At 66.2% G+C, this 20,033-nt stretch carries 22 protein-coding genes; 16 read left to right on the forward strand and 6 right to left on the reverse strand.

Annotation, left to right across the window (positions count from 1 at the left end; genetic code table 11):
- The first annotated feature begins 18 nt into the window (after positions 1-18).
- A complete protein-coding gene (locus tag HOV91_RS14245) occupies positions 19-246 on the forward strand; it encodes a DUF3107 domain-containing protein (RefSeq protein WP_043730757.1) in 228 nt (75 codons plus the stop codon).
- Positions 247-325: 79 nt separating this feature from the next.
- Here HOV91_RS14245 and fasR read toward each other — a convergent pair whose 3' ends face one another.
- Positions 326-991, reverse strand: coding sequence for an HTH-type transcriptional activator FasR (gene fasR / locus HOV91_RS14250; protein WP_040869167.1), 666 nt, complete (start codon positions 989-991; stop codon positions 326-328).
- A 461-nt stretch (positions 992-1,452) separates the two neighbouring features.
- Here fasR and HOV91_RS14255 point away from each other — a divergent pair, with 461 nt between their 5' ends.
- The 4 genes from HOV91_RS14255 (at position 1,453) to HOV91_RS14270 (ending at position 6,169) form a co-directional block, all read left to right on the forward strand.
- Positions 1,453-2,448 (forward strand): DUF3152 domain-containing protein, encoded by a 996-nt coding sequence (locus HOV91_RS14255; protein ID WP_312884611.1) that lies wholly within the window; start codon positions 1,453-1,455, stop codon positions 2,446-2,448.
- A 139-nt stretch (positions 2,449-2,587) separates the two neighbouring features.
- On the forward strand, positions 2,588-3,772 hold the full coding sequence (gene moeZ, locus HOV91_RS14260; protein ID WP_174185860.1) for an adenylyltransferase/sulfurtransferase MoeZ: 1,185 nt from the start codon (positions 2,588-2,590) through the stop codon (positions 3,770-3,772).
- 55 nt (positions 3,773-3,827) lie between these two features.
- A complete protein-coding gene (locus tag HOV91_RS14265; protein WP_043696695.1) occupies positions 3,828-4,679 on the forward strand; it encodes a TIGR02569 family protein in 852 nt (283 codons plus the stop codon).
- 320 nt (positions 4,680-4,999) lie between these two features.
- Positions 5,000-6,169, forward strand: a complete 1,170-nt coding sequence (locus tag HOV91_RS14270) for a CHAP domain-containing protein (protein WP_217440349.1) — start codon at positions 5,000-5,002, stop codon at positions 6,167-6,169.
- A gap of 43 nt (positions 6,170-6,212) precedes the next feature.
- On the opposite strand, the gene HOV91_RS14275 is transcribed toward HOV91_RS14270, so the two are convergent.
- Together HOV91_RS14275 and HOV91_RS14280 are read right to left on the reverse strand one after the other, a co-directional pair.
- Positions 6,213-6,755: a hypothetical protein gene (locus tag HOV91_RS14275; protein ID WP_174185862.1), complete on the reverse strand. Its 543-nt coding sequence runs from the start codon at positions 6,753-6,755 to the stop codon at positions 6,213-6,215.
- A gap of 153 nt (positions 6,756-6,908) precedes the next feature.
- A complete protein-coding gene (locus HOV91_RS14280; RefSeq protein WP_174185863.1) occupies positions 6,909-7,160 on the reverse strand; it encodes a hypothetical protein in 252 nt (83 codons plus the stop codon).
- A gap of 357 nt (positions 7,161-7,517) precedes the next feature.
- On the opposite strand from HOV91_RS14280, the gene HOV91_RS14285 reads away from it, so the two are divergent.
- Together HOV91_RS14285 and HOV91_RS14290 are read left to right on the forward strand one after the other, a co-directional pair.
- Positions 7,518-8,393: a helix-turn-helix domain-containing protein gene (locus tag HOV91_RS14285; protein ID WP_174185864.1), complete on the forward strand. Its 876-nt coding sequence runs from the start codon at positions 7,518-7,520 to the stop codon at positions 8,391-8,393.
- Positions 8,390-8,599 (forward strand): DUF397 domain-containing protein, encoded by a 210-nt coding sequence (locus HOV91_RS14290; RefSeq protein ID WP_174185865.1) that lies wholly within the window; start codon positions 8,390-8,392, stop codon positions 8,597-8,599. Before HOV91_RS14285 ends, HOV91_RS14290 begins: the two co-directional genes overlap by 4 nt.
- 118 nt (positions 8,600-8,717) lie before the next feature.
- Here HOV91_RS14290 and HOV91_RS14295 read toward each other — a convergent pair whose 3' ends face one another.
- Positions 8,718-9,137 (reverse strand): hypothetical protein, encoded by a 420-nt coding sequence (locus HOV91_RS14295; protein WP_174185866.1) that lies wholly within the window; start codon positions 9,135-9,137, stop codon positions 8,718-8,720.
- Between the two features lie 240 nt (positions 9,138-9,377).
- Here HOV91_RS14295 and HOV91_RS14300 point away from each other — a divergent pair, with 240 nt between their 5' ends.
- The 7 genes from HOV91_RS14300 to HOV91_RS14330 all read left to right on the forward strand — a co-directional run bounded on the left by HOV91_RS14300 (position 9,378) and on the right by HOV91_RS14330 (position 14,222).
- Complete coding sequence (locus HOV91_RS14300; RefSeq protein WP_174185867.1) at positions 9,378-9,893, forward strand: DUF3558 domain-containing protein; 516 nt, start codon at positions 9,378-9,380, stop codon at positions 9,891-9,893.
- 14 nt (positions 9,894-9,907) lie between these two features.
- Complete coding sequence (locus HOV91_RS14305; protein ID WP_174185868.1) at positions 9,908-10,291, forward strand: hypothetical protein; 384 nt, start codon at positions 9,908-9,910, stop codon at positions 10,289-10,291.
- A 77-nt stretch (positions 10,292-10,368) separates the two neighbouring features.
- Entirely contained in the window at positions 10,369-10,809 is a 441-nt protein-coding gene (locus tag HOV91_RS14310) for a hypothetical protein (RefSeq protein ID WP_174185869.1), read from the forward strand.
- Positions 10,810-11,171: 362 nt separating this feature from the next.
- On the forward strand, positions 11,172-11,687 hold the full coding sequence (locus HOV91_RS14315; RefSeq protein ID WP_246350085.1) for a DUF3558 domain-containing protein: 516 nt from the start codon (positions 11,172-11,174) through the stop codon (positions 11,685-11,687).
- 14 nt (positions 11,688-11,701) lie between these two features.
- Positions 11,702-12,085: a hypothetical protein gene (locus tag HOV91_RS14320; protein ID WP_174185871.1), complete on the forward strand. Its 384-nt coding sequence runs from the start codon at positions 11,702-11,704 to the stop codon at positions 12,083-12,085.
- Positions 12,085-13,437, forward strand: coding sequence for a hypothetical protein (locus HOV91_RS14325; RefSeq protein WP_174185872.1), 1,353 nt, complete (start codon positions 12,085-12,087; stop codon positions 13,435-13,437). Before HOV91_RS14320 ends, HOV91_RS14325 begins: the two co-directional genes overlap by 1 nt.
- Positions 13,438-13,448: 11 nt before the next feature.
- A complete protein-coding gene (locus HOV91_RS14330) occupies positions 13,449-14,222 on the forward strand; it encodes an ESX secretion-associated protein EspG (protein WP_174185873.1) in 774 nt (257 codons plus the stop codon).
- A gap of 313 nt (positions 14,223-14,535) precedes the next feature.
- On the opposite strand, the gene HOV91_RS14335 is transcribed toward HOV91_RS14330, so the two are convergent.
- Together HOV91_RS14335 and HOV91_RS14340 are read right to left on the reverse strand one after the other, a co-directional pair.
- Positions 14,536-16,017 carry an MFS transporter gene (locus tag HOV91_RS14335; protein ID WP_174185874.1) on the reverse strand — a complete coding sequence of 494 codons (1,482 nt, stop codon included), beginning with the start codon at positions 16,015-16,017 and terminating at the stop codon, positions 14,536-14,538.
- A 194-nt stretch (positions 16,018-16,211) separates the two neighbouring features.
- Positions 16,212-16,883 carry a FadR/GntR family transcriptional regulator gene (locus tag HOV91_RS14340; protein ID WP_174185875.1) on the reverse strand — a complete coding sequence of 224 codons (672 nt, stop codon included), beginning with the start codon at positions 16,881-16,883 and terminating at the stop codon, positions 16,212-16,214.
- A 65-nt stretch (positions 16,884-16,948) separates the two neighbouring features.
- On the opposite strand from HOV91_RS14340, the gene HOV91_RS14345 reads away from it, so the two are divergent.
- Together HOV91_RS14345 and HOV91_RS14350 are read left to right on the forward strand one after the other, a co-directional pair.
- Positions 16,949-18,202 (forward strand): MFS transporter, encoded by a 1,254-nt coding sequence (locus HOV91_RS14345; protein ID WP_438822660.1) that lies wholly within the window; start codon positions 16,949-16,951, stop codon positions 18,200-18,202.
- Positions 18,203-18,496: 294 nt separating this feature from the next.
- Complete coding sequence (locus HOV91_RS14350; protein WP_438822661.1) at positions 18,497-20,017, forward strand: nitrate/nitrite transporter; 1,521 nt, start codon at positions 18,497-18,499, stop codon at positions 20,015-20,017.
- Positions 20,018-20,033 lie beyond the last annotated feature (16 nt).

Here is a 20,033-nt window from a genome sequence, read left to right on the forward strand (position 1 = left end):
CAGGTTCGGAGGTTGGCCGTGGAGGTCAAGATCGGTATTTCGGATAGCCCGCGCGAGCTGGTGATCAACAGCGCGCAGACCCAGGACGAGGTCGAGGCGCTGGTGTCCGGTGCGTTCGGCAGCGACGGCGGGGTCTTGTCGCTCTCCGACGAGAAGGGCCGCAAGTTCCTGATCCAGGCGGCGAAGGTCGCCTACGTCGAGATCGGCTCGACCACCGGCGGTCGCGTCGGTTTCGCCGCCGTCTGATCCCGGCCCCGGCCGCACACGCAGCGAGCCCCTGCCCCCGATCGCTCGGGGACAGGGGCTCGTTCGTCGTGGTACCAGTTCAGTCGATCGGGTGCAGCGGCACGTGCTTCAGGCCGCCCCAGGCGAGCGAGACGGTGGTGTCGACCGCCTCTTCCTTCGGGATCGGCCGATCGGCCTCCAGCCAGTACCGCGCGGTGAACTGGCTCGCGCCGACCAGACCGACGGCCAGGATGCGGGCCCGGTAGGGGTCGAGGCCCGAGTCGTGGGCCACCAGGTCGAAGACCGCGTCCACGCACGCCTCGGTGGCCTGCTCGACCCGGCGCTGGACCTGCGGTTCGCTGGTCAGGTCGGACTCGAAGACCAGCCGGAAACCCTGCATCTCGTTGTCCACGAAGTCGAAGTACGCCTGCACCGCCGCGCGGACGCGCTGCTTGTTGCTGGTGGTGGAGCGCAGCGCCTGACGGACGCTGGACACCAGCATGTCGACGTAGTTCTGCAGCACCGCGAGGTAGAGCTCCAGTTTGCTGCTGAAGTGCTGGTACAGCACCGGCTTGCTCACGCCCGCGCATTGCGAGATCTCGTCCATGCCCGCGGCGTGGTAGCCGCGCTGCACGAAGACTTCGCTTGCCGCCGCGAGTAGCTGTTGACGTCGCTCGTCGCGTGGAAGCCGGGTACCGCGTTTGGCGGGTGCCATGGCCTCGGACGACGATCTACGGGACGTCATCCGGTCCACGAGGTCAGTCATTTCGGCTCTCCCAGTCGATTCCCCGGCAAAAGGGGTGTGCACCGGGTTATCCCATGAACGATACCCGGTTGTCGCCCGCCCGCGGATCGGGGCCGGGCAACTCGTGCCACCCGCAGAGCATTGTCGCACCGACCGCGCCGCCGATGTGCCCGTGAGTGGGGATCCGCCGCTGTGAGACTCTGGTGCGCGTGACCGACCCCCCGGACCGACCACCCGGCGGGCGGCGTGGTGCGCGCCGCCCGGCTGGCTCCGGCGCGCCCGGTTCCGTAGGGTCGGACCCCATGGCGAGAACCTGGCCAGAGGCGCGAACCAGCGGTGCGGCTCGAACGGGCGCAGCCGAGCGGTCCGGGACAGGCGGCGGATCCCCTGGTCGCCGGGGGACGAGTAAGCGCAAGCACGTCGAAGCGTCCGAAGACGCTGCCCCGCCGCCCGAAGCGGATCAGCAACCGGAGCGGGACGAAGTGGAGGTCTACGACCCGCTCGGTCTCTATTCGCACCGGGCCGACCGGTCCCACCAACCGCTGCGCGCCAGCTGGGACCCCACCGCACCGGACGAAGGCAGAGCCAGGGGGCGGCCGGAGCGGGACGCCAAGAAACAGAGCGCGCTCGGCAGATTCGTCTCGACCTACGGTTGGCGGGCATACGCCCTTCCCGTCCTGGTCGCGATCACCGTCTTGGTCGCCGTCGACGCGATCCGCGCGACCGACCCTCGCAGCGCCGCGGGCCCGGACCCGGGGCTCGGCCGGCTCAGCCCGGTCACCGCGACCGCGGGCGTGATCGGCGCTCCGCCCGGTGACGGGCGCTTTCCCACCGATCTGCCCGCCGGGGCACTGCCCGAAGGCGGCGCTTTCGCCGAGACCGGCGGTGGCGCCTGGCGCGTGGTGCCCGGCACGACCGCCCAGGTCGGCGCAGGAACCGGCACGGTCTTCCGCTACACCGTGGAGATCGAGAACGGCGTGGACACCTCCGGCCTCGGCGGTGACGAGGCCGTCGCCAAGATGATCGACTCCACCCTCGCCAATCCGAAGAGCTGGGCGCACGACCCCAAGTTCGCTTTCCGCAGGGTCGACCAGGGCGACGCGGAGTTCCGCATCTCGCTCACCTCACGCGGTTCCAGCCGCAAGGAATGCGGCTTCGACATCCCGATCGACACCTCCTGCTACAACGCCGACAGCCGCCGCGTGGTGCTCTCCGAAGTCCGCTGGGTGCGCGGCGCGCTCGCCTTCGAGGGCGATATCGGGTCCTATCGGCAGTATCTGATCAATCACGAGGTCGGCCACGCCATCGGCTACCACCAGCATCAGCCGTGCGAGACCGACGGCGGGCTGGCGCCGGTGATGATGCAGCAGACCTTCGGCACCGAGAACAACGACATCGCCGCCCTCGATCCGCACGGCGTGGTCCCGATGGACGGCAAGCGCTGCCGGTTCAACCCCTGGCCCTACCCGCGCGGGTAGGGCGGTTGTCGCGGGCGTCGGTGATGCGGAACGATGGCGGGGAAGAACGGTCCGGTCGTCGGTGTTGCAGTGTTGACCAGCCCGCAAAGGGCGCAATGCCGCCGCAGCGATCGGCCAAGCGATTCGAGGAGTCCTGGACGTGTCATCACCCAAGTCCCTGCCGCCACTTGTCGAGCCGGCCGCGGAGCTGACCAGGGATGAGGTAGCCCGCTACAGCCGACACCTGATCATCCCCGATCTCGGCGTGGACGGGCAGAAACGTCTGAAGAACGCCAAGGTGCTGGTGATCGGAGCCGGTGGCCTCGGCTCGCCCGCCCTGCTGTATCTGGCCGCCGCGGGCGTCGGCACGCTCGGCATCGTCGAGTTCGACGAGGTCGACGCCTCCAACCTGCAGCGTCAGATCATCCACGGGGAGTCCGACATCGGCCGCCCGAAGGCCGACAGTGCGCGCGATTCGATCCTGGAGATCAACTCCGGCATCGATGTCCGGTTGCACAAGATCCGGTTGGAACCGGAGAACGCGGTCGAGCTGTTCGGCGAGTACGACCTGATCGTCGACGGCACCGACAACTTCGCCACCCGCTACCTGGTCAACGACGCAGCGGTGCTGGCGGGCAAGCCGTATGTCTGGGGCTCGATCTACCGCTTCGAAGGCCAGGTCTCGGTGTTCTGGGAGGACGCGCCGGACGGACGCGGCATCAACTACCGCGACCTGTACCCGGAGGCCCCGCCGCCCGGCATGGTCCCGTCCTGCGCCGAGGGCGGCGTGCTCGGCGTGCTGTGCGCCTCGATCGGATCGGTGATGGTGACCGAGGCGATCAAGCTGATCACCGGCATCGGCGAGCCGCTGCTCGGTCGGCTGATGGTGTACGACGCACTGGACATGAACTACCGGACCATCAAGCTGCGCCGCGACCCGGAGCGTCAGCCGATCACCGAGCTGATCGACTACGAGGCGTTCTGCGGCGTGGTGTCCGACGAGGGTCAGGCGGCCGCGGCCGGGTCGACCATCACCGCGCGCGAGCTCGAGGAGCTGCTGGCGTCGGGCAAGCCGATCGAGCTGATCGACGTGCGCGAGCCGGTCGAGTGGGACATCGTGCACATCGAGGGCGCCAGGTTGATCCCGAAGGACCGCATCCTGTCCGGCGAGGCGCTGGCCGAGCTGCCGCAGAACCGCCCGATCGTGCTGCACTGCAAGACCGGCGTGCGTTCGGCCGAGGCCCTGGCCGCGCTCAAACGCGCGGGTTTCTCCGACGCCACCCACTTGCAAGGCGGCGTGATCGCCTGGGCCAACCAGGTGGACAAGTCGCTGCCGGTGTACTGAGCCGAACACGGCGCGCCGGAGGCGCGCCGAAACAGACACCACGTACCGTACGGCCGTGACTTCTGTGGAACCTCCCGAGCACGTGCGTGCCACGTTCGGTCTGCGCGAAGTGACCCCGGTTTCGCTCGGCGACTGGGAAGGCGGCTGGCGTTTCGGTGACGTGGTGCTCAGTCCGGTCGCCGACCACGCGCGCGCCGCGTGGTCGGCCAAGACCCGGGAGACGTTGAAGGTGGACGGCCTGCGGCTGGCCCGGCCGGTGCGGGCGACCGACGGCCGCTACGTGGTGTCCGGCTGGCGAGCGGACACCTACTTGGATGGCGCTCCCGAACCGCGGCACGACGAGGTGGTCTCCGTCTCGCTGCGCCTGCACCAGGCGACGGCGAATCTGGAGCGGCCGCGTTTCCTCGCGCAGCCGCCGGTGGTGCCGTGGGTGGACATCGATGTGTTCGTCGCCGCCGATCGCGCCGCCTGGGAGCCGGTGCCGTTGCGCAGCCTGCGCGCGGGTGGCGCGGCCCTGTCGACATCACCGGACGGGCGGCGCAGCCTGGAATTGATCGGCCAACTGGCTACCCTCCGCAAACCCGTGCAGACGCCGCCGCAGCTGGTGCACGGCGACCTGTTCGGCACCGTCTTGTTCGCGGGCGGGCAGATCCCTGGTCTCACCGACATCACCCCGTACTGGCGGCCTGCGCCCTGGGCGGCCGGCGTGATCGTGGTGGACGCGCTGGCCTGGGGCGGCGCGGACGACGGGTTGATCGAACGCTGGGCCGACCTCCCGGAGTGGCCGCAGATGTTGTTGCGCGCGGTCATGTTCCGGCTCGCCGTGCACGCGCTGCATCCGAGGTCCACCCCTCAGGCGTTCCCCGGCCTGGCGCGCACGGCGGACATGGTGCGCCTGACTCTCTGAGTCTGCGTACGGGCTTTCGCGGAGCCCGACGCGGCAAGCACTGCCACCGGCGGCCTTGCGCGTTCCGCTGGCAACGCGTCGCAGCGAATCCGCTCACCCTAGAGGAGCGACCGGGCGTCGAATACGGGATCGCCCAGCGGTTTGTCGCCGAGGGCGCTCGCGACGTCGGCGCGTGAGTTGCCAATGTCGGGAATGCCCGATACTCGCGGTAGTGCATGTGTGCCGCATGCGCCAGCAGACTCTCGCCGAGAGAGGTTACGGATGTTGTTTGTTGTCCCGCGGATGTCGGCCGCGTGGACCGCGCCGGGTGGAGGGCAGGCATGACAACCCTCGCGGATATAGATCTCGAAGACCTTCCGCATCCGAAGTATGCCAGCGGCGGTCTCAATGCGGTCGTGGACGCCGCGAACGCGTACATGCAGAATGCGGTGCTGCTGTTCGCGTCCGGTTGGGACGGCGGACAGCCGGACATGATCGCTTGGCTGGCAGATCAGAAACTGCTGAGCGCGGACGGCCGTGAGCTCACCAAGGACGGGGCCCAGACACTCGATCCGGGATCATCGGTGCTGACCGGCAAATACGACGACAAGCGCGGTGCGATCCTGGACAAGGCGTCGAAACTGCGAGCACAGAACAGCGGCGTGAACGAACGCGCCATCGCGAGCTTCGACACCTCGAACAAGGCGTTCCAGGATGTCGAAGGAATCGTGGCCGGGCTCAAAGCCGAGCTCGGTCGCGAACCCGGTGAGCACCAGCTCACCAGGCTGCCCGATGGCAACCTGCATCTGACCCCCGCCGAAGAGAACCGGTTGTTGCAGCTGATCTTGGAGGGCGTGGACCGTGTGCACAGCACGATCGAGGACGCCGACAGCGGCATGCGAAGAAACGCGGGCAATATCTACGAGATGATGCCGGATCTGCCGCGCAATCCCTATGGCAACGCGCCCGATGCCGGGTCCCGGGCTCCGTGGGCGCCGACCGCGAGCAATGCCAGCTGGACCCAAGGGAACGGAACTCGGAACGACATCCTCGCGAAGGCCGAGGAACAACTGGCGCTCGGTGTCACCGAAAGGGGCGGCAACAATGTCCCGATGTTCCGCGGCCCGGATGGCAAGTGGTACAAGGCCCCGTACAACATCAATGACGCGTGGTGCGCCGCTTTCTCCACCTGGACGTGGGAGCAGGCCGGCTACAACGTCGACTGGACCAACCCGAACTACGTGCCCTCCATCTGGAACGACGCCAAGCACATGGGGTTGGCGGGGAATATCGCGAGTGCCAAAGAAGGGGACATGATCATTTTCGACTGGGAGGGTGACGGAACTCCCGACCATGTGGGAATCGTGAAATCCGTGGATCCCAACACCGGCAAGATCACCACCATCGAAGGAAATTCCAGCGATCGGTTGCAATCCAACACGTATGACGGAAACGCGAGATCGCTGGTCGGTGTGGTCAGGCCGCCGTCCAACGACACCGCGAGGGTCTGACGGTTCCTCCCCCGCGGCATCGGACCGTCCGGGACCGAAGGCATCAGTGCGACCGTAGTCGAGCTATGGCGGCGTGGTTGGCGTGTGGGTCCAGCGTTATCGCCGCCGCCCACACATGCGCTGCGACGGCACGCTGGTCGAAGAGGGTGATCCAGGTGTCGACGGATCGTCGGGTGTCCTTCACCCAAGTGGGCGTCGCCCCGAGTTCGGGCAGGTGGAGGTACGTCAGCGCGGTGTAGGCGCGTGCTCGGGCGTCGAAGATCGTTGCCGCGCACATGGTGTCGGCGGTGACGCGTTCGCTCATGCGGCCCGTCGCCGCGGCCTGTATCGCGTCCGGGGGGACGCCCTCGGCGCCGGTGAACATCTCGCCCACCGTCAGGTAGGCCAGCCCGAACCCCCACATGCGGCCCGCGAACCTCCGGATCAGCCATTCGGCCGAATCCAGGACGGGGGAGCGTTCGGCGTGGGGATCGAGAACTATTGGGGTGTGGGCGGCGTCCTGCGCGGCGGAGTTCTCGGTGCGGGCGAATCCCCAGAAGTGAACGGTGTCGGCGTCGGCGGCATCTGCGCGGCGTTCGGCCATCATCGCCGTGAGTATCGTGTCGATCGTCGCCCGCGACGGGTATCGAATGGTGGAATTGGTCGGTTTCCGCGACTCGTGCCGCGGTCGATTGCGTCGCTTCGACATTCTTCTCTTCGGTTGTGGCCTTGCTCAGGCCGTGGATGAGGTCAGGTGAATTCATCTGCGCGGTGATCGTTCTGAGAAATTCGTGTTGCGTGCCCCGCTCGCGGGTAGCAACACCTCCCAGAACTGGGCGCGCACCGCGTCCCATAGCCGGAAGTGGCGTGGGTACCATTCGCGAACCTGCGCCAGATCCGGAAATGCGCGCTCGTCGAACGCGACGAAGCCGCTCTGTCCCAATGGAATCGGCACGGTGTCGCCGTTGTTGCGCAGCCGGTAGGCAGGCGTGGGGTCGGCGGCGTCGCGCAAGTAGACGATCTCTATGCGAGTTCCGACTACCCACCAGCCGGTCTGTACGGCTCCGATCGTGGTTCGGTGCAACCGCTTCACCCTCGCGGCGGTTCCGGCGACCCCGCCGCCGCCGGACCGTGCCCGCACGCATCTCGTTGCGCTGCTGCGGAGTTCGATACGGATTCGATTTCTGTTCCGTGTTCTTCGGCCATGCGCATATGCTGCGCAGCGTGCCCACGACGGGAGGCTCGAAAACGGCCGGGGCGGCGCAACGGGCGCGTCCGCGCCGAACGCCTCCCGAGTTGGGCACACGTCGATTCTCGCCGTGGGAAAAAGCAGGTCACACCGTGGGAAAGCAGGGGAGGACACAGCGGAATGGTGGGTACCAGGTCGGACATCAGCCGGACGACGCTGCCGCGTCGCCAGCTGGGCCGCGCACTGCGCGACGCGCGCCAGGCCAACGGCTACACGCTCGAGCAGGTAGCCGAAGTCCTGGAGATCAGCCGGTCCACGCTGGGGCGGCTGGAACTCGGGCAGAACGAGAAGGTCAAAGTTCGGGATGTGGAGTTCATCTGCGAGTACTACGGGCTACCGGAGAATCGGATCGAGTATCTGAAATCGCTGATCAGTCAGTCGAATACAAAGGTCTGGTGGCAGGACTACCGCAGTCTGATCCGACCGGGGTTCAATACGTATCTCCAGTTGGAGGCAGCAGCCACGCAACTTCACTTCTTCCAGTCGCTCGTCATCCCTGGGTTACTGCAGACCGCCGACTACGCACGGAACGTGGAAGCCTATCCGCCGAGTAGCACGCCGGACGAGGTGGAGAGGCGGGTAGCTCTGCGAATGAAACGATCCACGATACTCACGCGCCGACATAGGCCGGTGCAAGCGGAGTTCCTGCTGCACGAGGCGGTCTTACGTACTGTGGTCGGCTCCGATCGGACTATGGCTCTGCAACATCGCCACCTTGCAGACTTGAGTACACGGGACAATATATCGATCCGAATCGTGCCGTTCAGCGCGGGCTTTCCAGCCGGATCTGCGATACCGCCCTATATCATCCTCGATTTTCTACGTGATGAGCCGTCTGTCGCCTACACCGAAGGAGCGGTGGGCACAATGATTTTTGAGGAGCACGACGATGTAGCCCGCTTCCGAACAATTTTCGAAGCACTTCGTGGCGCTGCTCTACAAGAGCAGCCCTCGAGAGATCTGTTGAGGACCATGGCAAGGAGATGTGAGCGGTGACCGGCGATCTATCCAGCGCCCAATGGTTCAAGGCAAGCCATAGCGGTGGTGGGGAAGCATGTGTGGAAGTCGCATGGCTCGCCGCTGGCCAGGTCGGTGTCCGCGACTCGAAGAACCCGACCGGCCCGGCGTTGATCTTCACGTCCGGCGGGTGGGACGCCTTCACCGCGTGTGTCACAGATGGCGCGTTCGACCTGCCACGCTGATTCGCCCGACCGCGTCAGCTGCTACGACTACGGCCCGAACCTCGGCTGCACAGCGCAGGCCGGACCGTAGTCGTCTATCGGAGTGGCGCCGGATCGCCCCATTCCGGGCGCGCCCGGTTCACCGACGGCTGAGCCAGACCGATGCCAGCGGGTACGGAGCGATGATCGGGGTCCCGGCGATGTTCACCGTTCCGGTCCAAAGCCCCTGGCGAGGGTCGATGTCACGCAGGTCCAGCCCGAAGGGTATGTAGTCGAACGTCACGTAGGTCTCGTCCGGGCCGACCGGCGTCTGATGTCCGCCCCGGCTCGAGGCCCCGCAGACCAGCGTCACCGACCGGCCATCCGGAAAGACTTGCAGGTCGCAGTTCTCGATAGGAGACCCGACGATATTGGAGGGGCCACGGCCGATGTGATAGGTCCCGGCCGGGATAACGCCGTTGCGTGGAAACTCCGGATCCTCAGCGGAGGCGACGGCGGGAGCAACAGAGACGACGGCGGCGGCGAGCGCCGCGCCGGCCGCGATCTTGCCGAACTTCATGATTACAGCTCCTTCGATCATCCGACGAACTCAGTCGTATGTCCTGGCTCTCGTTCAGTTCGTTACCGCACTGCCACCCTAGGCCCGACCCCAAACCTGTGACAGTACAACGCATGAGCCCACCTACCGTCAGACCGGAGCCCGCCCGTCGCCAGAGGGATACCACCAGGTCTTCTGCTAGTGTTGGCGCACCTGAGCCGTCGTCACAGGGTCGAGAGGGTGGGGATGAGTCGTCGAATCATGCTGACACTGCTCGTGGGTACGTTGGCGACCGGAGTCGTCGGGTGTGGGGACCCCACGAACGGATCGCCTACAACGAGTTCCGGCAGCACCGCCGCACAAGCTTTGTTCAACCCGTGCACGGGGATTCCGGACGAGGCATTGCGGGCTGCTGGAGTCGACCCTGCAACCGAGGAGGTCGGTGTTGCCGGAGTGCCTCAGTCTGGCTGGGAAATCTGCAATTGGGAAGGGTCCCGGTACTTCATCTCGGTTTTCTCTACTGGACGTACGGTGTCGGAGTTCGAGAAGAAGCCCGGGAACGTCGAATTTCGCGACGTAACAGTCGCTGGTCGTGCAGGGCGACAGTTCAAGGTCGAGGGCGCATCGAAGAATCTGCTTTGCGATGTCCTTTTCTCGATGGGTCAGGGAGTGATCCAGCTTCGGGTTTCCAATAAAGCCTCGATCGGCAGCCCTGAGGATCCTTGCGCAACATTGTCTCACGCTGGCAATTCCTTGGTGCCTGTATTTCCGCTTTGATTGGGAGGGATTTCGTGAGCGAAGCCGACGCGGCGACCTGGAAGACACTAGCCGGGCAGGCTCATGCGGGTGAGTTGTACCTCGATGACGCAAATGCTGCATACCTATGCGCAAAGGCATGCGATGAGCGAATCGCGGATCTGGATCGACTCCTCTTTTCGGCGCAAGGTGCTCAGAACGTCTCGGGATTCGGCGATTTCGCAATGGCCGGTGACTTGACCAAAAAGTTCCTCAAACAGGCCATGGGAGAGTCTCACTCGATCGACCAGGTCATCCACGAACACATCGAAACCGTGAAGAACATGCGCGAGGTCATGGCGATCTCGTTCAAGCGCATCACCGGGCAGGATATCGAGAACGCGACCCAGATCGCGAATACTACCGATCAGGTTGGCTGAACACCGGCTGACGCATCAGTAGAGGGGGATGGCGAATCCAAGTGGCGGCTGAGCTGAACGAGGCCAGGCGTAGGCGGGTGGCGATGTGGGAGCAAGGGGTCCGGTTGTTCGGCCTCATCGTTGCGGCCACTCCGCCCACCGTGATCGGATGGGCGCTCGTATGCACCGTGGTGGGCGATATGGTGGGCGTTGGGCCGGCGCAGCGCGGGGCGATCGTGTTCGCGCTGACGGTGCAGGTGGTCGCGATTGTGGTCAGTCGAAGGCAGCCGCCTGAGGGACGGCTACGGGCGGCGGTCCGGGGTGCTTTCATCACCGCGTATGCGGCGGTGGCGGTAACGGGAGCGGTTGCGGTGGTGAGGGGATTGATGGGCAAGGTCGAGAACTGGGAGATATGGGTAACCCCGTTCTATTTGATGTTCATCTTCTGCCTCGCCGCTCTGTTCGAACAATGCGTTAAACCGCCACGGCCATTCGGCGAGCCACGAGACGACAAGGAAGGCGAGAGCGAATTACGTTGACCCTGCCCCAGTCTATATAGGTCGTGATTCCCGTGGCCGCCGAGATTCGGGCTGCTCGGTCAGGTGCAGCGCGCTATGACACGCCCCGGTCCGATGCAACCAAGGTGCTGGCATCGATACGCCCGATGAAATCGCCACGCGCCATGCCTGAACCGGTGCTAGTTGGATGCGGCCCCAAACCCTTTGCATCTGAACGTCGTGAGCCCCGCGCGCACCGTTCGGTTGACTGCCGGCCGCGTCCTGCCCCGTACACTCACGCCACCTGTGGATCAGCGCGGGCAGGGCTCACCAGTTGGGGGTCTGCTACCGTTGGCGAACCTGAATCGTCGCGATTCGAGAGGGTGGGGATGAGTCGTCGAATCATGTTGACACTGCTCGTGGGTGCGTTGGCCACCGGAGTCGTCGGGTGTGGGGACACCACGAAGGGCTCGCCCATGACGGGTTCGAGTACCACTGCGGCACAGGCTCTGTTCAATCCGTGCACGGGGATTCCGGACGAGGCGTTGCGAGCGGCAGGTGTAGATCCGAAAACCGAGGAGTCCGGTATCGCCGGTGTCCATCAGTCCGGCTGGGAGATCTGTAGCTGGGACGGACCCAAGTACTTCGTCACGGTGTTCTCGACAAGGCGCACCGTGTCGGAGTTCGAGCGAAAGCCCGGTAACGTCGACTTCGAGGATGTCACGATCGCAGGTCGACAGGGCCGGCAATTCAGAGTCGAAGGCGCGTCCAAGAATCTTGATTGCGACGTTCTGTTCCCGGCGACCCAAGGGGTTGTGCAATTGAGGGTCCTGGGCCGGGCAGGTCGCGACGATCTCGAGAATCCATGCACGGTGCTCTATCGCGTCGGTGAGTCGATTGTGCCCACGCTACCGCGTTGAATTGGGAGGAACGCATGGGTGAGGACAATGCATCGGTCTGGAGTGGGCTTGCAAGCCAAGCCAAAGCTGGAGAACTGTACTTGGACGACCAGAAAGCCGCGCTTCTCTGCGCGCAAGCATGTGACTCGCGCATAGCTGAGCTCGAAGCGTTGCGCAGGCTGGCGACGAATACTCGAAACGTCTCGGGCTTCGGTGACTTCAAGATGGCCGACGACCTGGTCGGGAAGTTCCTGAAGCAGGCGGCCGGTGACGCGAACTCGATCGAGCAGATCCTCATCGAACACATCGAGACCGTGAAGAGCATGCGCGAGGTCATGGCGATCTCGTTCGAGCGCATCACCGGGCAGGACATCGAGAACGCGACGCAAATCGCGAGTACCGCTGAGCAGGTGCGCTGATGGGTAACCCTTTTGTCGGCTTGGGCTTTCCCGACTACGGGCAGCTGGGTTCGACTGTGCTGCGCAATGTCACCAACTGGATCTCGGGTGAGGAGTTGCAGCCCGATGTCGATCCGGCGGCGGTGCAGGACAGGTACAACCAGCAGCGTGACGGCGTGCGCAGCCGGGCTGCCGGTGTCGGTTTCCAGGGCGAGTTCCGGCCGAGGGAAGTCCTCGACGCGGATGAGTTCGAGAGGCACGACGTCGCCACGTTGCGCCAAAAGGTCGATCAAATCGATCTCGAGGCGGTCGGTGATCTTGTGACTGCGTGGAACACCATCGCCGAACGGCACCAGACCTCGTTGGATACCTTCACGCAGGCGATGGCGCGAGCCACCGACGACGGTGTGTGGCGAGGCGAGGCGCGAAATGCCGCGGCGAGTGCGGTCGGCGACTACACCGCCCAGGGCGCACAGGTCTCGAACGCCGCCCGCCTGACCAGCAGCAAGTTGGCCGAATTGTTGACGGGGTTGGAGCCCACCAAGCAGTTGGTCCCGCATGCGCCGGAACATCGCAGTGGCGTCGGCAATGCCCTCGCCTGGGTGACCGGGCGCGGATGGCGCAACGACGATGTCGCCGAGTACAACGCGAAGGCGGAGGCATTGCGGGTGCTGCGCACCGTCTACGCCCCGGTGGTGATGGAGTCCGATACGAACGTTCCCGTGATTCCCCGTCCGAACCCTGTCTCGGATGCGAGCGGCGTCGACAACGGAACAACTCCTCGGGGGTCCAGCAGCGGTACGCCGTCGGGCACACCTTCGTCGCCCAGCTCGAATCCTGCTGATACGAATACCACTGACGATCCGACTACCCCGTCGAGCAATCAGCCCTCGGATACCACCTCGGAAGCACCGAAGTCGACCAGTACTGAGCCGTCGTCCACGACGCAGGACTCGACTACGCCCGATTCGACCACACCGGCTTCGACCACGCCCGCCCCCACGACGCCCAGTCCGAGCGGAGCGCCGAATACTCCGGGCACTCCCGGAAGTCCACATCTCGGCACGCCGGGCACTCCAGGAAGTCCCGCTAGTCCGGGTGCGCCGGGCGTCTCGGTGCCTCCGCGAGCTACATCGAACAACCCCGGCGTGGCCCCGGCCGCTGCCGCGCGTACCGGCGCCTCGCCCGGTCGTGCCGGTATGAGCGGCATGCCGGGCGGAATGGTTCCCGGTGCGCGCGGCGGCAAGTCCGATGAGGAATCCTCCAGAGGTATTCCCGACTACCTGATCACGCAGGAACACGGTGACGAGCTCACCGGGCTCGACGACCTGCCCGGGACGGTGCCGCCCGTCATCGGTGACAACCCGCGATAAGGACGTCACCCATGCCCGAGGTACAGAACTGGCGGTTCACCGCGCTCGAATTCCGGACACTGTGGGAGTCCACCGGCCGGGACGTGCTGCCGTATCCCTTGCAGCACCAGCACACGACGGAATTCCGATCGGAGAGTCTGCGGTTGCGGCAGGCGGCCGCTCAGGCGTTGCGCCCGCGCATCGATGACGATCTACTGCGCGCGGTGGAAGTGTTGCTGGCGCCGGAAGCCCGAGTCGAAGTGGCCGGTTTCGCCGGACCGAACCGGAACCGCAGGTTGCGGGCGCACGCGGGCGTGCACAACCAGCACGGCGCGGTGGCGGTGCAGGAACCGGGACCGGACCCCGAACGCGGCGGTGATGTAGTGCTGACATTGCTGTCCGCCGGTGAGGTGGCCCGGGCTGTGGTCGACGTGTTCCCTGTCTGTGCCCCGGGACAGGGGAAACAATTGCAGGCTTCGGCGGAGGAGTTGCGGCGGCCGCGACCGCCGGTCCGCGACGCTTGGCGGCCGACTCCGCGTGAAGAGTTCGAACGGTTCTTCACCCGTGCGATGACCTTGATCGGTCACGTCGGCGTCTACGCGATGGGCAGCGTCGACAACCGGCATACGCACGGGCGCAAGGATTTCCAGCTCAACGATGTCGAAGACGACGGTCGTTACGTCACCTTCGGTGCCGATCTGCTGACGGTCAAACCGACCACCGGCGAGCGCATCGCCACCACCCTGCAACAAATGATCGCCAGGACGGTCAAGGAAGTGCGCGACGGAGTTCACCTACCGTACTGATCAGAGTGACGGCGCGAGCGGCTAGGCGTCTTCGCAGTGCCGCAACCGCGTTCGCTCGGGCGCTCCGCAAGTCCGGCACGACAGGCGAGCCCATTTCTGTGGCGCGATGCTTGCCGCGTCCCGTGGCGGGCGCTCACGATCTCCGACCCCACGCAACCGAACGCCCGCCCATCGTCCCGGTGCAAGCCGGGACCCGGGTTTCGACCCGGGTGACGGGCGGACGTTCGGTAGCGGTGGGCGGCTGCGCCGGAGGGGACGGCGGAGACGGCGCCCGTGTCCCGCGGGGTCCGGACCGCGGGACACGCTGTGGCGGTCAGACGTTCGCGTATGCCAGCGAGGGAACGCGCTGGATGGCGAACGAGGACCGCAGATAGAACCACCAGGTGACGGCCGCCATCACCAGGAAGGTCGCGGCGTAGGCCCAGAACGCGGGAGCCATGCTGTGCAGGTGCGTGTTCGACAACCGCAGCGCCTGCTGCAACAGCCAGCCGCCGGAGGCGCCGACCGCGCCGATGACGCCGATCGCCGCGCCCGCCTGGCGCTTGGCCGAGGCGGCGGCTTCGGCCGGGTCGAGACCGCGCTCGGAAGCGTACTTCTTGGACTCCGCGCTGAAGATGGTCGGGATCATCCGGTAGGTGGAGCCGTTGCCGATGCCGGTCAGGACGAACAGCAGCAGGAACGCGACCAGATACAGCGGGAAGCTCTTCAGTTCCAGCCCGGCCATGATCAGCGCGACCGCGATCGCCATGCCGCCGAACACGTACAGGGTGATCTTCGCGCCGCCGACCTTGTCCGACACCCACCCGCCGAACGGCCTGCTGAACGATCCGACCAGGGCGCCGAGGAACGCGAGGTTACCGAGCGTGGTGATCCAGCCGATCTTGGCCAGATCGGGGAAGTTGGCCTTGATCAGCGTCGGGAAGGCGAAGGAGAAACCGATGAACGAGCCGAAGGTGCCGATGTAGAGGACCGCCATCACCCAGGTGTGCCGGTTGGTCAGCGCGCGCCGGTAGGACTTTCCGTCGGACTTGGCGGTGCTGATGCTGTCCATGTAACGCAGTGCGCCGAACGCGGCGATCAGGATGAACGGTACCCAGACCAGGACCGACAGCGTGATGCCGAAGCGGTAGCCCGCGGCGTCCTTCGCCATGATGTGGGTACCGAGGGTGATCAGCAACGGCAGCACCAGCTGGGTCTGGGCGACGCCGAGGTTGCCGCCCGCCGCGTTGATGCCCAGCGCCGCGCCCTTCTTGCCCTCGGGGAAGAAGAAATTGATGTTGGCCATCGAGGAGGAGAAGTTGCCGCCGCCGACGCCCGCGAGCGCGGCCAGCAGCAGGAACACCCACATCGGCGTGCCCGGCTGGTTGACGAAATAGGCCAGGCCGAGCGTCGGAATCAGCAGCATCGCCGCGCTGAACACGGTGAAGGCCCGGCCGCCGAACCGGGGAATGGCGAAGGTGTACGGAATGCGCAGGGCGGCGCCGACCAAGGTGGGGGTGGAGGTGAGCAGCAGCGCGTTGCTCACCGCGGTGGGGTTGCCCTTGCCGAGGCCCTCGAGGAAGCCGAAGCCCGCGGCGCCCATGCTGGTCACCACGGTGCCCCAGATGACCCAGACGCTGAAGCCGAGATTCTCGGCGAACACGGAGAAGATCAGATTCTTGCGCGCGGTCTTCGCGCCGCCGGATGCCCAGAACTTCGGGTTGTCCGGATCCCAGTGGTCGAGCCAGCGTCCACGTTTCTGGTGTTCGAAAGTCGTTGTCGGCGACTGCTGGCCGGTGGCTGCTACGGCGGTCATCGGCTTCCTCTCGATTCGGCTCGACCGGCCCTCATCGCGGCGCAGTGCCGCCGGCGGCTGTCGAGTGCCTAGCTACGGTCGAGACAAAGGTATGAGCCGCTTGTTGCGTCCCCGTGGCCCTCGGTGACGTTCCCGGCAATTCCGACTCACATCGGGCGGCTTCGTATGGTGACCGCTTGGTTACCTGCCGCGATTCATCGCGCGTCCGGGTATTCCGCGATGAGCGAGTTGAGGAAGCAGCGCGTGGCCGAGGCGGCCCGTTCGGGATCGCCGTCGATCACCGCGTTCACCAAGGCAGCGTGCTCCTCGGTATAGGAGTCGTCGGACTTCGACGTCCGCGCGCGGATGACCTGTTCGATGATGGGCAGCAGCGAGTCGTAGAACTCGAGGTAGACCGCGTTGTGGCTCGCGACGACGATCGCGCGGTGCAACTGGACGTCCGCCTCGATCGCGGCGACCGGGTCCTCGTCCCATTTCTCGTCGCGTTCGGCCAGCAGGCGTAGCAGATTCGCGATGTCGGTGTCGTCGCGGCGGCGCGCGGCCAGGGCGGCGGCGGTGACGTCCAGCGCGAGGCGCAGTTCCAGGACGTCGCGCTCCTCGGCGTCGGCGAAGTACTTGCCCAGGGTCCCGCCTAGGTCGGATGCCGCGATGACATAGGTTCCGGAACCTTGGCGGCGTTCCAGCATGCCGGCGTGCACGAGCGCCTGCACGGCCTCGCGCACCGTATTGCGGCCGGTGCCGGTGAGCTCGGTGAGCTCCGGCTCGGTGGGGATGCGGGAGCCGATCGGCCAACGGCCGGAACGGATTTCGGCCCGCAGCTGCTCGGTGACCTGGGCGATGAGGCTGGTGCGCCGGACGGGTTGCACCTCGACAGAGTACCGCCCATCACAAATCGTTGCCGCGCATCATCCGGTCATCCTATGATTTCTCGGTGACTGCGACCTTCCCGGGAATCGAGGCTCGCCAGGCATCCGTCCTGGTCGAGCGCCGTCGACGTGCGCTGACCGAGGGCCGCCTGCTGGTTCTCGCCGCCATCGTGATGTCGGCGCTCACCCTGCGGGTCGCGGTCACCGCGTTCAGTCCCCTGGCCGAACGGATCGGCGCCGAGATCGGTTACGGCGCCGCCGTTGTCGGCGTCTTCGGCATGGTCCCCACCGCCATGTTCGCGCTGTCCGGGCTGCTCACGCCGGTTTTGGCGACTCGGCTCGGGCTCGAGCGCACCGCACTGACCGCCATGCTGATGGCGGGCAGCGGCATGCTCATCCGGGTGCTGATGTCGGGCACCGCGGAACTGCTGGTCTTCTCCGCGCTGGCGCTCGCGGGTATGGGTATCGGCAACGTGGTGATCCCGCCGCTGGTGAAGCGGTACTTCCCGGATCGCGTCGCCGTGATCAGCTCGCTGTACATCGTGATGGTGCAACTCGGCACGGTCGTGCCCGCGTTCGCCGCGGTCCCGGTGGCGGAGGCGTACGGCTGGCGCGTCTCGCTCGGGGTGTGGGGCCTGCTGGGCTTCGCGGCGGCGGTGCCGTGGCTGGCGGTGCTGCGGGCGCGGCGCGGACACGACGGCGCCGACCGGACGGCCGTGCCGGAGCCGCCGGACACCGGGCGCGTGTGGCGCTCGCCGATCGCCTGGGGGATGGCGGGCATGTTCGGCATGACCTCGCTCACCACCTACGCGATGTTCACCTGGTTGCCGAAGATTCTCGGCGAGGCGGGCGCGAGCGCCGCGTACGGCGGAGCGATGGTGGGTCTGTTCGCCGTGGTCGGCCTGGTCGCCGCGCTCACCGCGCCGACCGTGGTCGCCCGATTCCGCAATCCGTTCCCGGTCGTGGTGGCCTGCGCGGTGCTGTTCTTCATCGCGTTCGCCGGTCTGCTCGTCGCGCCGATGGCCGCGCCGATCGTGTGGGTCGTGGTGCTGGGGCTCGGTCCCAGCACCTTCCCGATGGCGCTGACGCTGATCAACATGCGCACGCGCACGCCCGCCGGGTCGGCCGCGCTGTCCGGCTTCACCCAAGGGGTCGGCTACGCGGTGGCCTGTGTGGGTCCGCTGCTGTTCGGCGTGCTGCACACGGCGACGGATGGCTGGCTCGTTCCGTTCGCGATGCTCGGCGTGGCCGTGCTGGTGCTGCTGGCGGGCGCCTGGCAGGCGTGCAAGCCGCGCGTGCTCGAAGACACCTGGAGCTGAGCCGCCCGGCGGGCATCTCACAGTTCCGGTTGCGCGACTGTGCGAACCGAGTCAGGATGTGCGCACCCGTTTCGAGAAAACGTAGCGCGCATCACACCTCACCGGTCGCCGAATTCCGAATCGGCCTTTTCGTGACGCACGGAAACCCTTGTGTCACACGCCTGAAACATTCGCGCGAAACTCACCCCGGTATACCGGGAATCGTGAGCAACCGTTGATTTGACGGACATTTCGCGCAGCATTTCGGCAATACCCACCTCCTACCGTGGGGCCAACCGACTTTGGGAGGCCCCGTTGAGCACGCTGACGCGTAACCGTTTGGGAGCGCTGGGACAGACGAAGATCCGCAGGCCGCACATCGAGCACTGGGATGCCGAGGATGTCGCCGCCTGGGAAGCGGGCGGCAAGGACATCGCCCGCCGCAACCTGATCTGGTCGGTCTTCGCCGAGCACGTCGGCTTCTCCGTCTGGTCGATCTGGTCGGTGATGGTGCTGTTCATGCCGACCGACAAGTTCGGCATCGACCCGGCGGGCAAGTTCTTCCTGGTCGCGATGCCGACGCTGGTCGGCGCGTTCCTGCGCATCCCGTATACCGTCGCGACCGCGCGGTTCGGCGGGCGCAACTGGACCGTGTTCAGCGCGGTGATGCTGCTGATCCCGACGCTGCTCACGCTGTGGTTCATCAACCAGCCCGGCACCTCGTACACCACATTCCTGCTGGTCGCGGCGTTCGCCGGATTCGGCGGCGGCAACTTCGCCTCCTCGATGACCAACATCAACGCGTTCTACCCGCAGCGGCTCAAGGGCTGGGCGCTGGGCCTGAACGCGGGTGGCGGCAACATCGGCGTTCCGGTGATCCAGTTGCTCGGCCTGCTGGTCATCGCGACCCTCGGCAATGGTTACGCCTCGCTGATCTGCGCGGTCTACCTGGTGCTGATCGCGGTCGCCGGAGTGGGTGCCGCGCTGTACATGGACAACCTGCCCAACCAGAAGGCCGATCTGTCCTACATGATCACGGCGCTGAAGGTGCCGCAGTCCTGGGCGATCGCGTTCCTCTACATCGGCACGTTCGGCTCGTTCATCGGCTACAGCTTCGCCTTCGGCCAGATCCTCCAGATCAGCTTCCGGGCGGGCGGTGACAGCGTCGCGCAGGCCACGCTGCACGCCGCGCAGATCGCGTTCATCGGCCCGCTGCTCGGCTCGCTGGCCCGCCCCTACGGCGGCAAGTGGGCCGACCGCATCGGCGGTAGCCGGGTCACCCTCTACGTCTTCGGCGCCATGATGGCGGCGGCGGTGCTGGTCACCGTGGCCAGCACGATGGCCGACCGCAACAACGGCGTGGCGAGCGGCGCGGTGATGACCGCCCTGGTCGTCGGCTTCATCGCCTTGTTCGTGCTCTCCGGCATCGGCAACGGCTCGGTCACCAAGATCATCCCGTCGGTGTTCGAGGCGAAGTCCAGGAGCATGGACGCGACCCCGGCGCAGCGGTCCGCGTGGTCGCAGAACACCTCCGGCGCGCTGATCGGTTTCGTCGGCGCCATCGGCGCGCTCGGCGGTGTGGGCATCAACCTGGTGCTGCGCTCCTCCTACGCCTCGACCAACTCCGCGACCACGGCGTTCTTCGTATTCATGGGCTTCTACGTGCTCTGCGCCCTGGTGGTCTGGGCGGTCTTCCTGCGCCGTCCCAGCGCGCGGGTCATCGCCGACTCCGATGTCGTGACCGAAGCCGAGACGTTCGTGCTCGAAGCCGAAGCAGGTCACTCCCCGAGCGGGAGCGCTCCGTCCCAGTCCGCCGGCTCGTCGGCCCGCGCCTGAATCCCGATCCAGTCCA

The sequence above is a fragment of the Nocardia barduliensis genome (assembly GCF_013315795.1).
Classification (GTDB): Bacteria; Actinomycetota; Actinomycetes; order Mycobacteriales; family Mycobacteriaceae; genus Nocardia; species Nocardia barduliensis.

Coding starts and splice junctions, on each gene's coding strand:
- fasR (WP_040869167.1), bottom strand. CDS start 991: ATGACTGACCTCGTGGACCGGATGACGTCCCGTAGATCGTCGTCCGAG.
- HOV91_RS14270 (WP_217440349.1), top strand. CDS start 5,000: ATGACAACCCTCGCGGATATAGATCTCGAAGACCTTCCGCATCCGAAG.
- HOV91_RS14275 (WP_174185862.1), bottom strand. CDS start 6,755: ATGATGGCCGAACGCCGCGCAGATGCCGCCGACGCCGACACCGTTCAC.
- HOV91_RS14285 (WP_174185864.1), top strand. CDS start 7,518: ATGGTGGGTACCAGGTCGGACATCAGCCGGACGACGCTGCCGCGTCGC.
- HOV91_RS14295 (WP_174185866.1), bottom strand. CDS start 9,137: ATGAAGTTCGGCAAGATCGCGGCCGGCGCGGCGCTCGCCGCCGCCGTC.
- HOV91_RS14300 (WP_174185867.1), top strand. CDS start 9,378: ATGCTGACACTGCTCGTGGGTACGTTGGCGACCGGAGTCGTCGGGTGT.
- HOV91_RS14315 (WP_246350085.1), top strand. CDS start 11,172: ATGTTGACACTGCTCGTGGGTGCGTTGGCCACCGGAGTCGTCGGGTGT.
- HOV91_RS14320 (WP_174185871.1), top strand. CDS start 11,702: ATGGGTGAGGACAATGCATCGGTCTGGAGTGGGCTTGCAAGCCAAGCC.
- HOV91_RS14325 (WP_174185872.1), top strand. CDS start 12,085: ATGGGTAACCCTTTTGTCGGCTTGGGCTTTCCCGACTACGGGCAGCTG.
- HOV91_RS14330 (WP_174185873.1), top strand. CDS start 13,449: ATGCCCGAGGTACAGAACTGGCGGTTCACCGCGCTCGAATTCCGGACA.
- HOV91_RS14335 (WP_174185874.1), bottom strand. CDS start 16,017: ATGACCGCCGTAGCAGCCACCGGCCAGCAGTCGCCGACAACGACTTTC.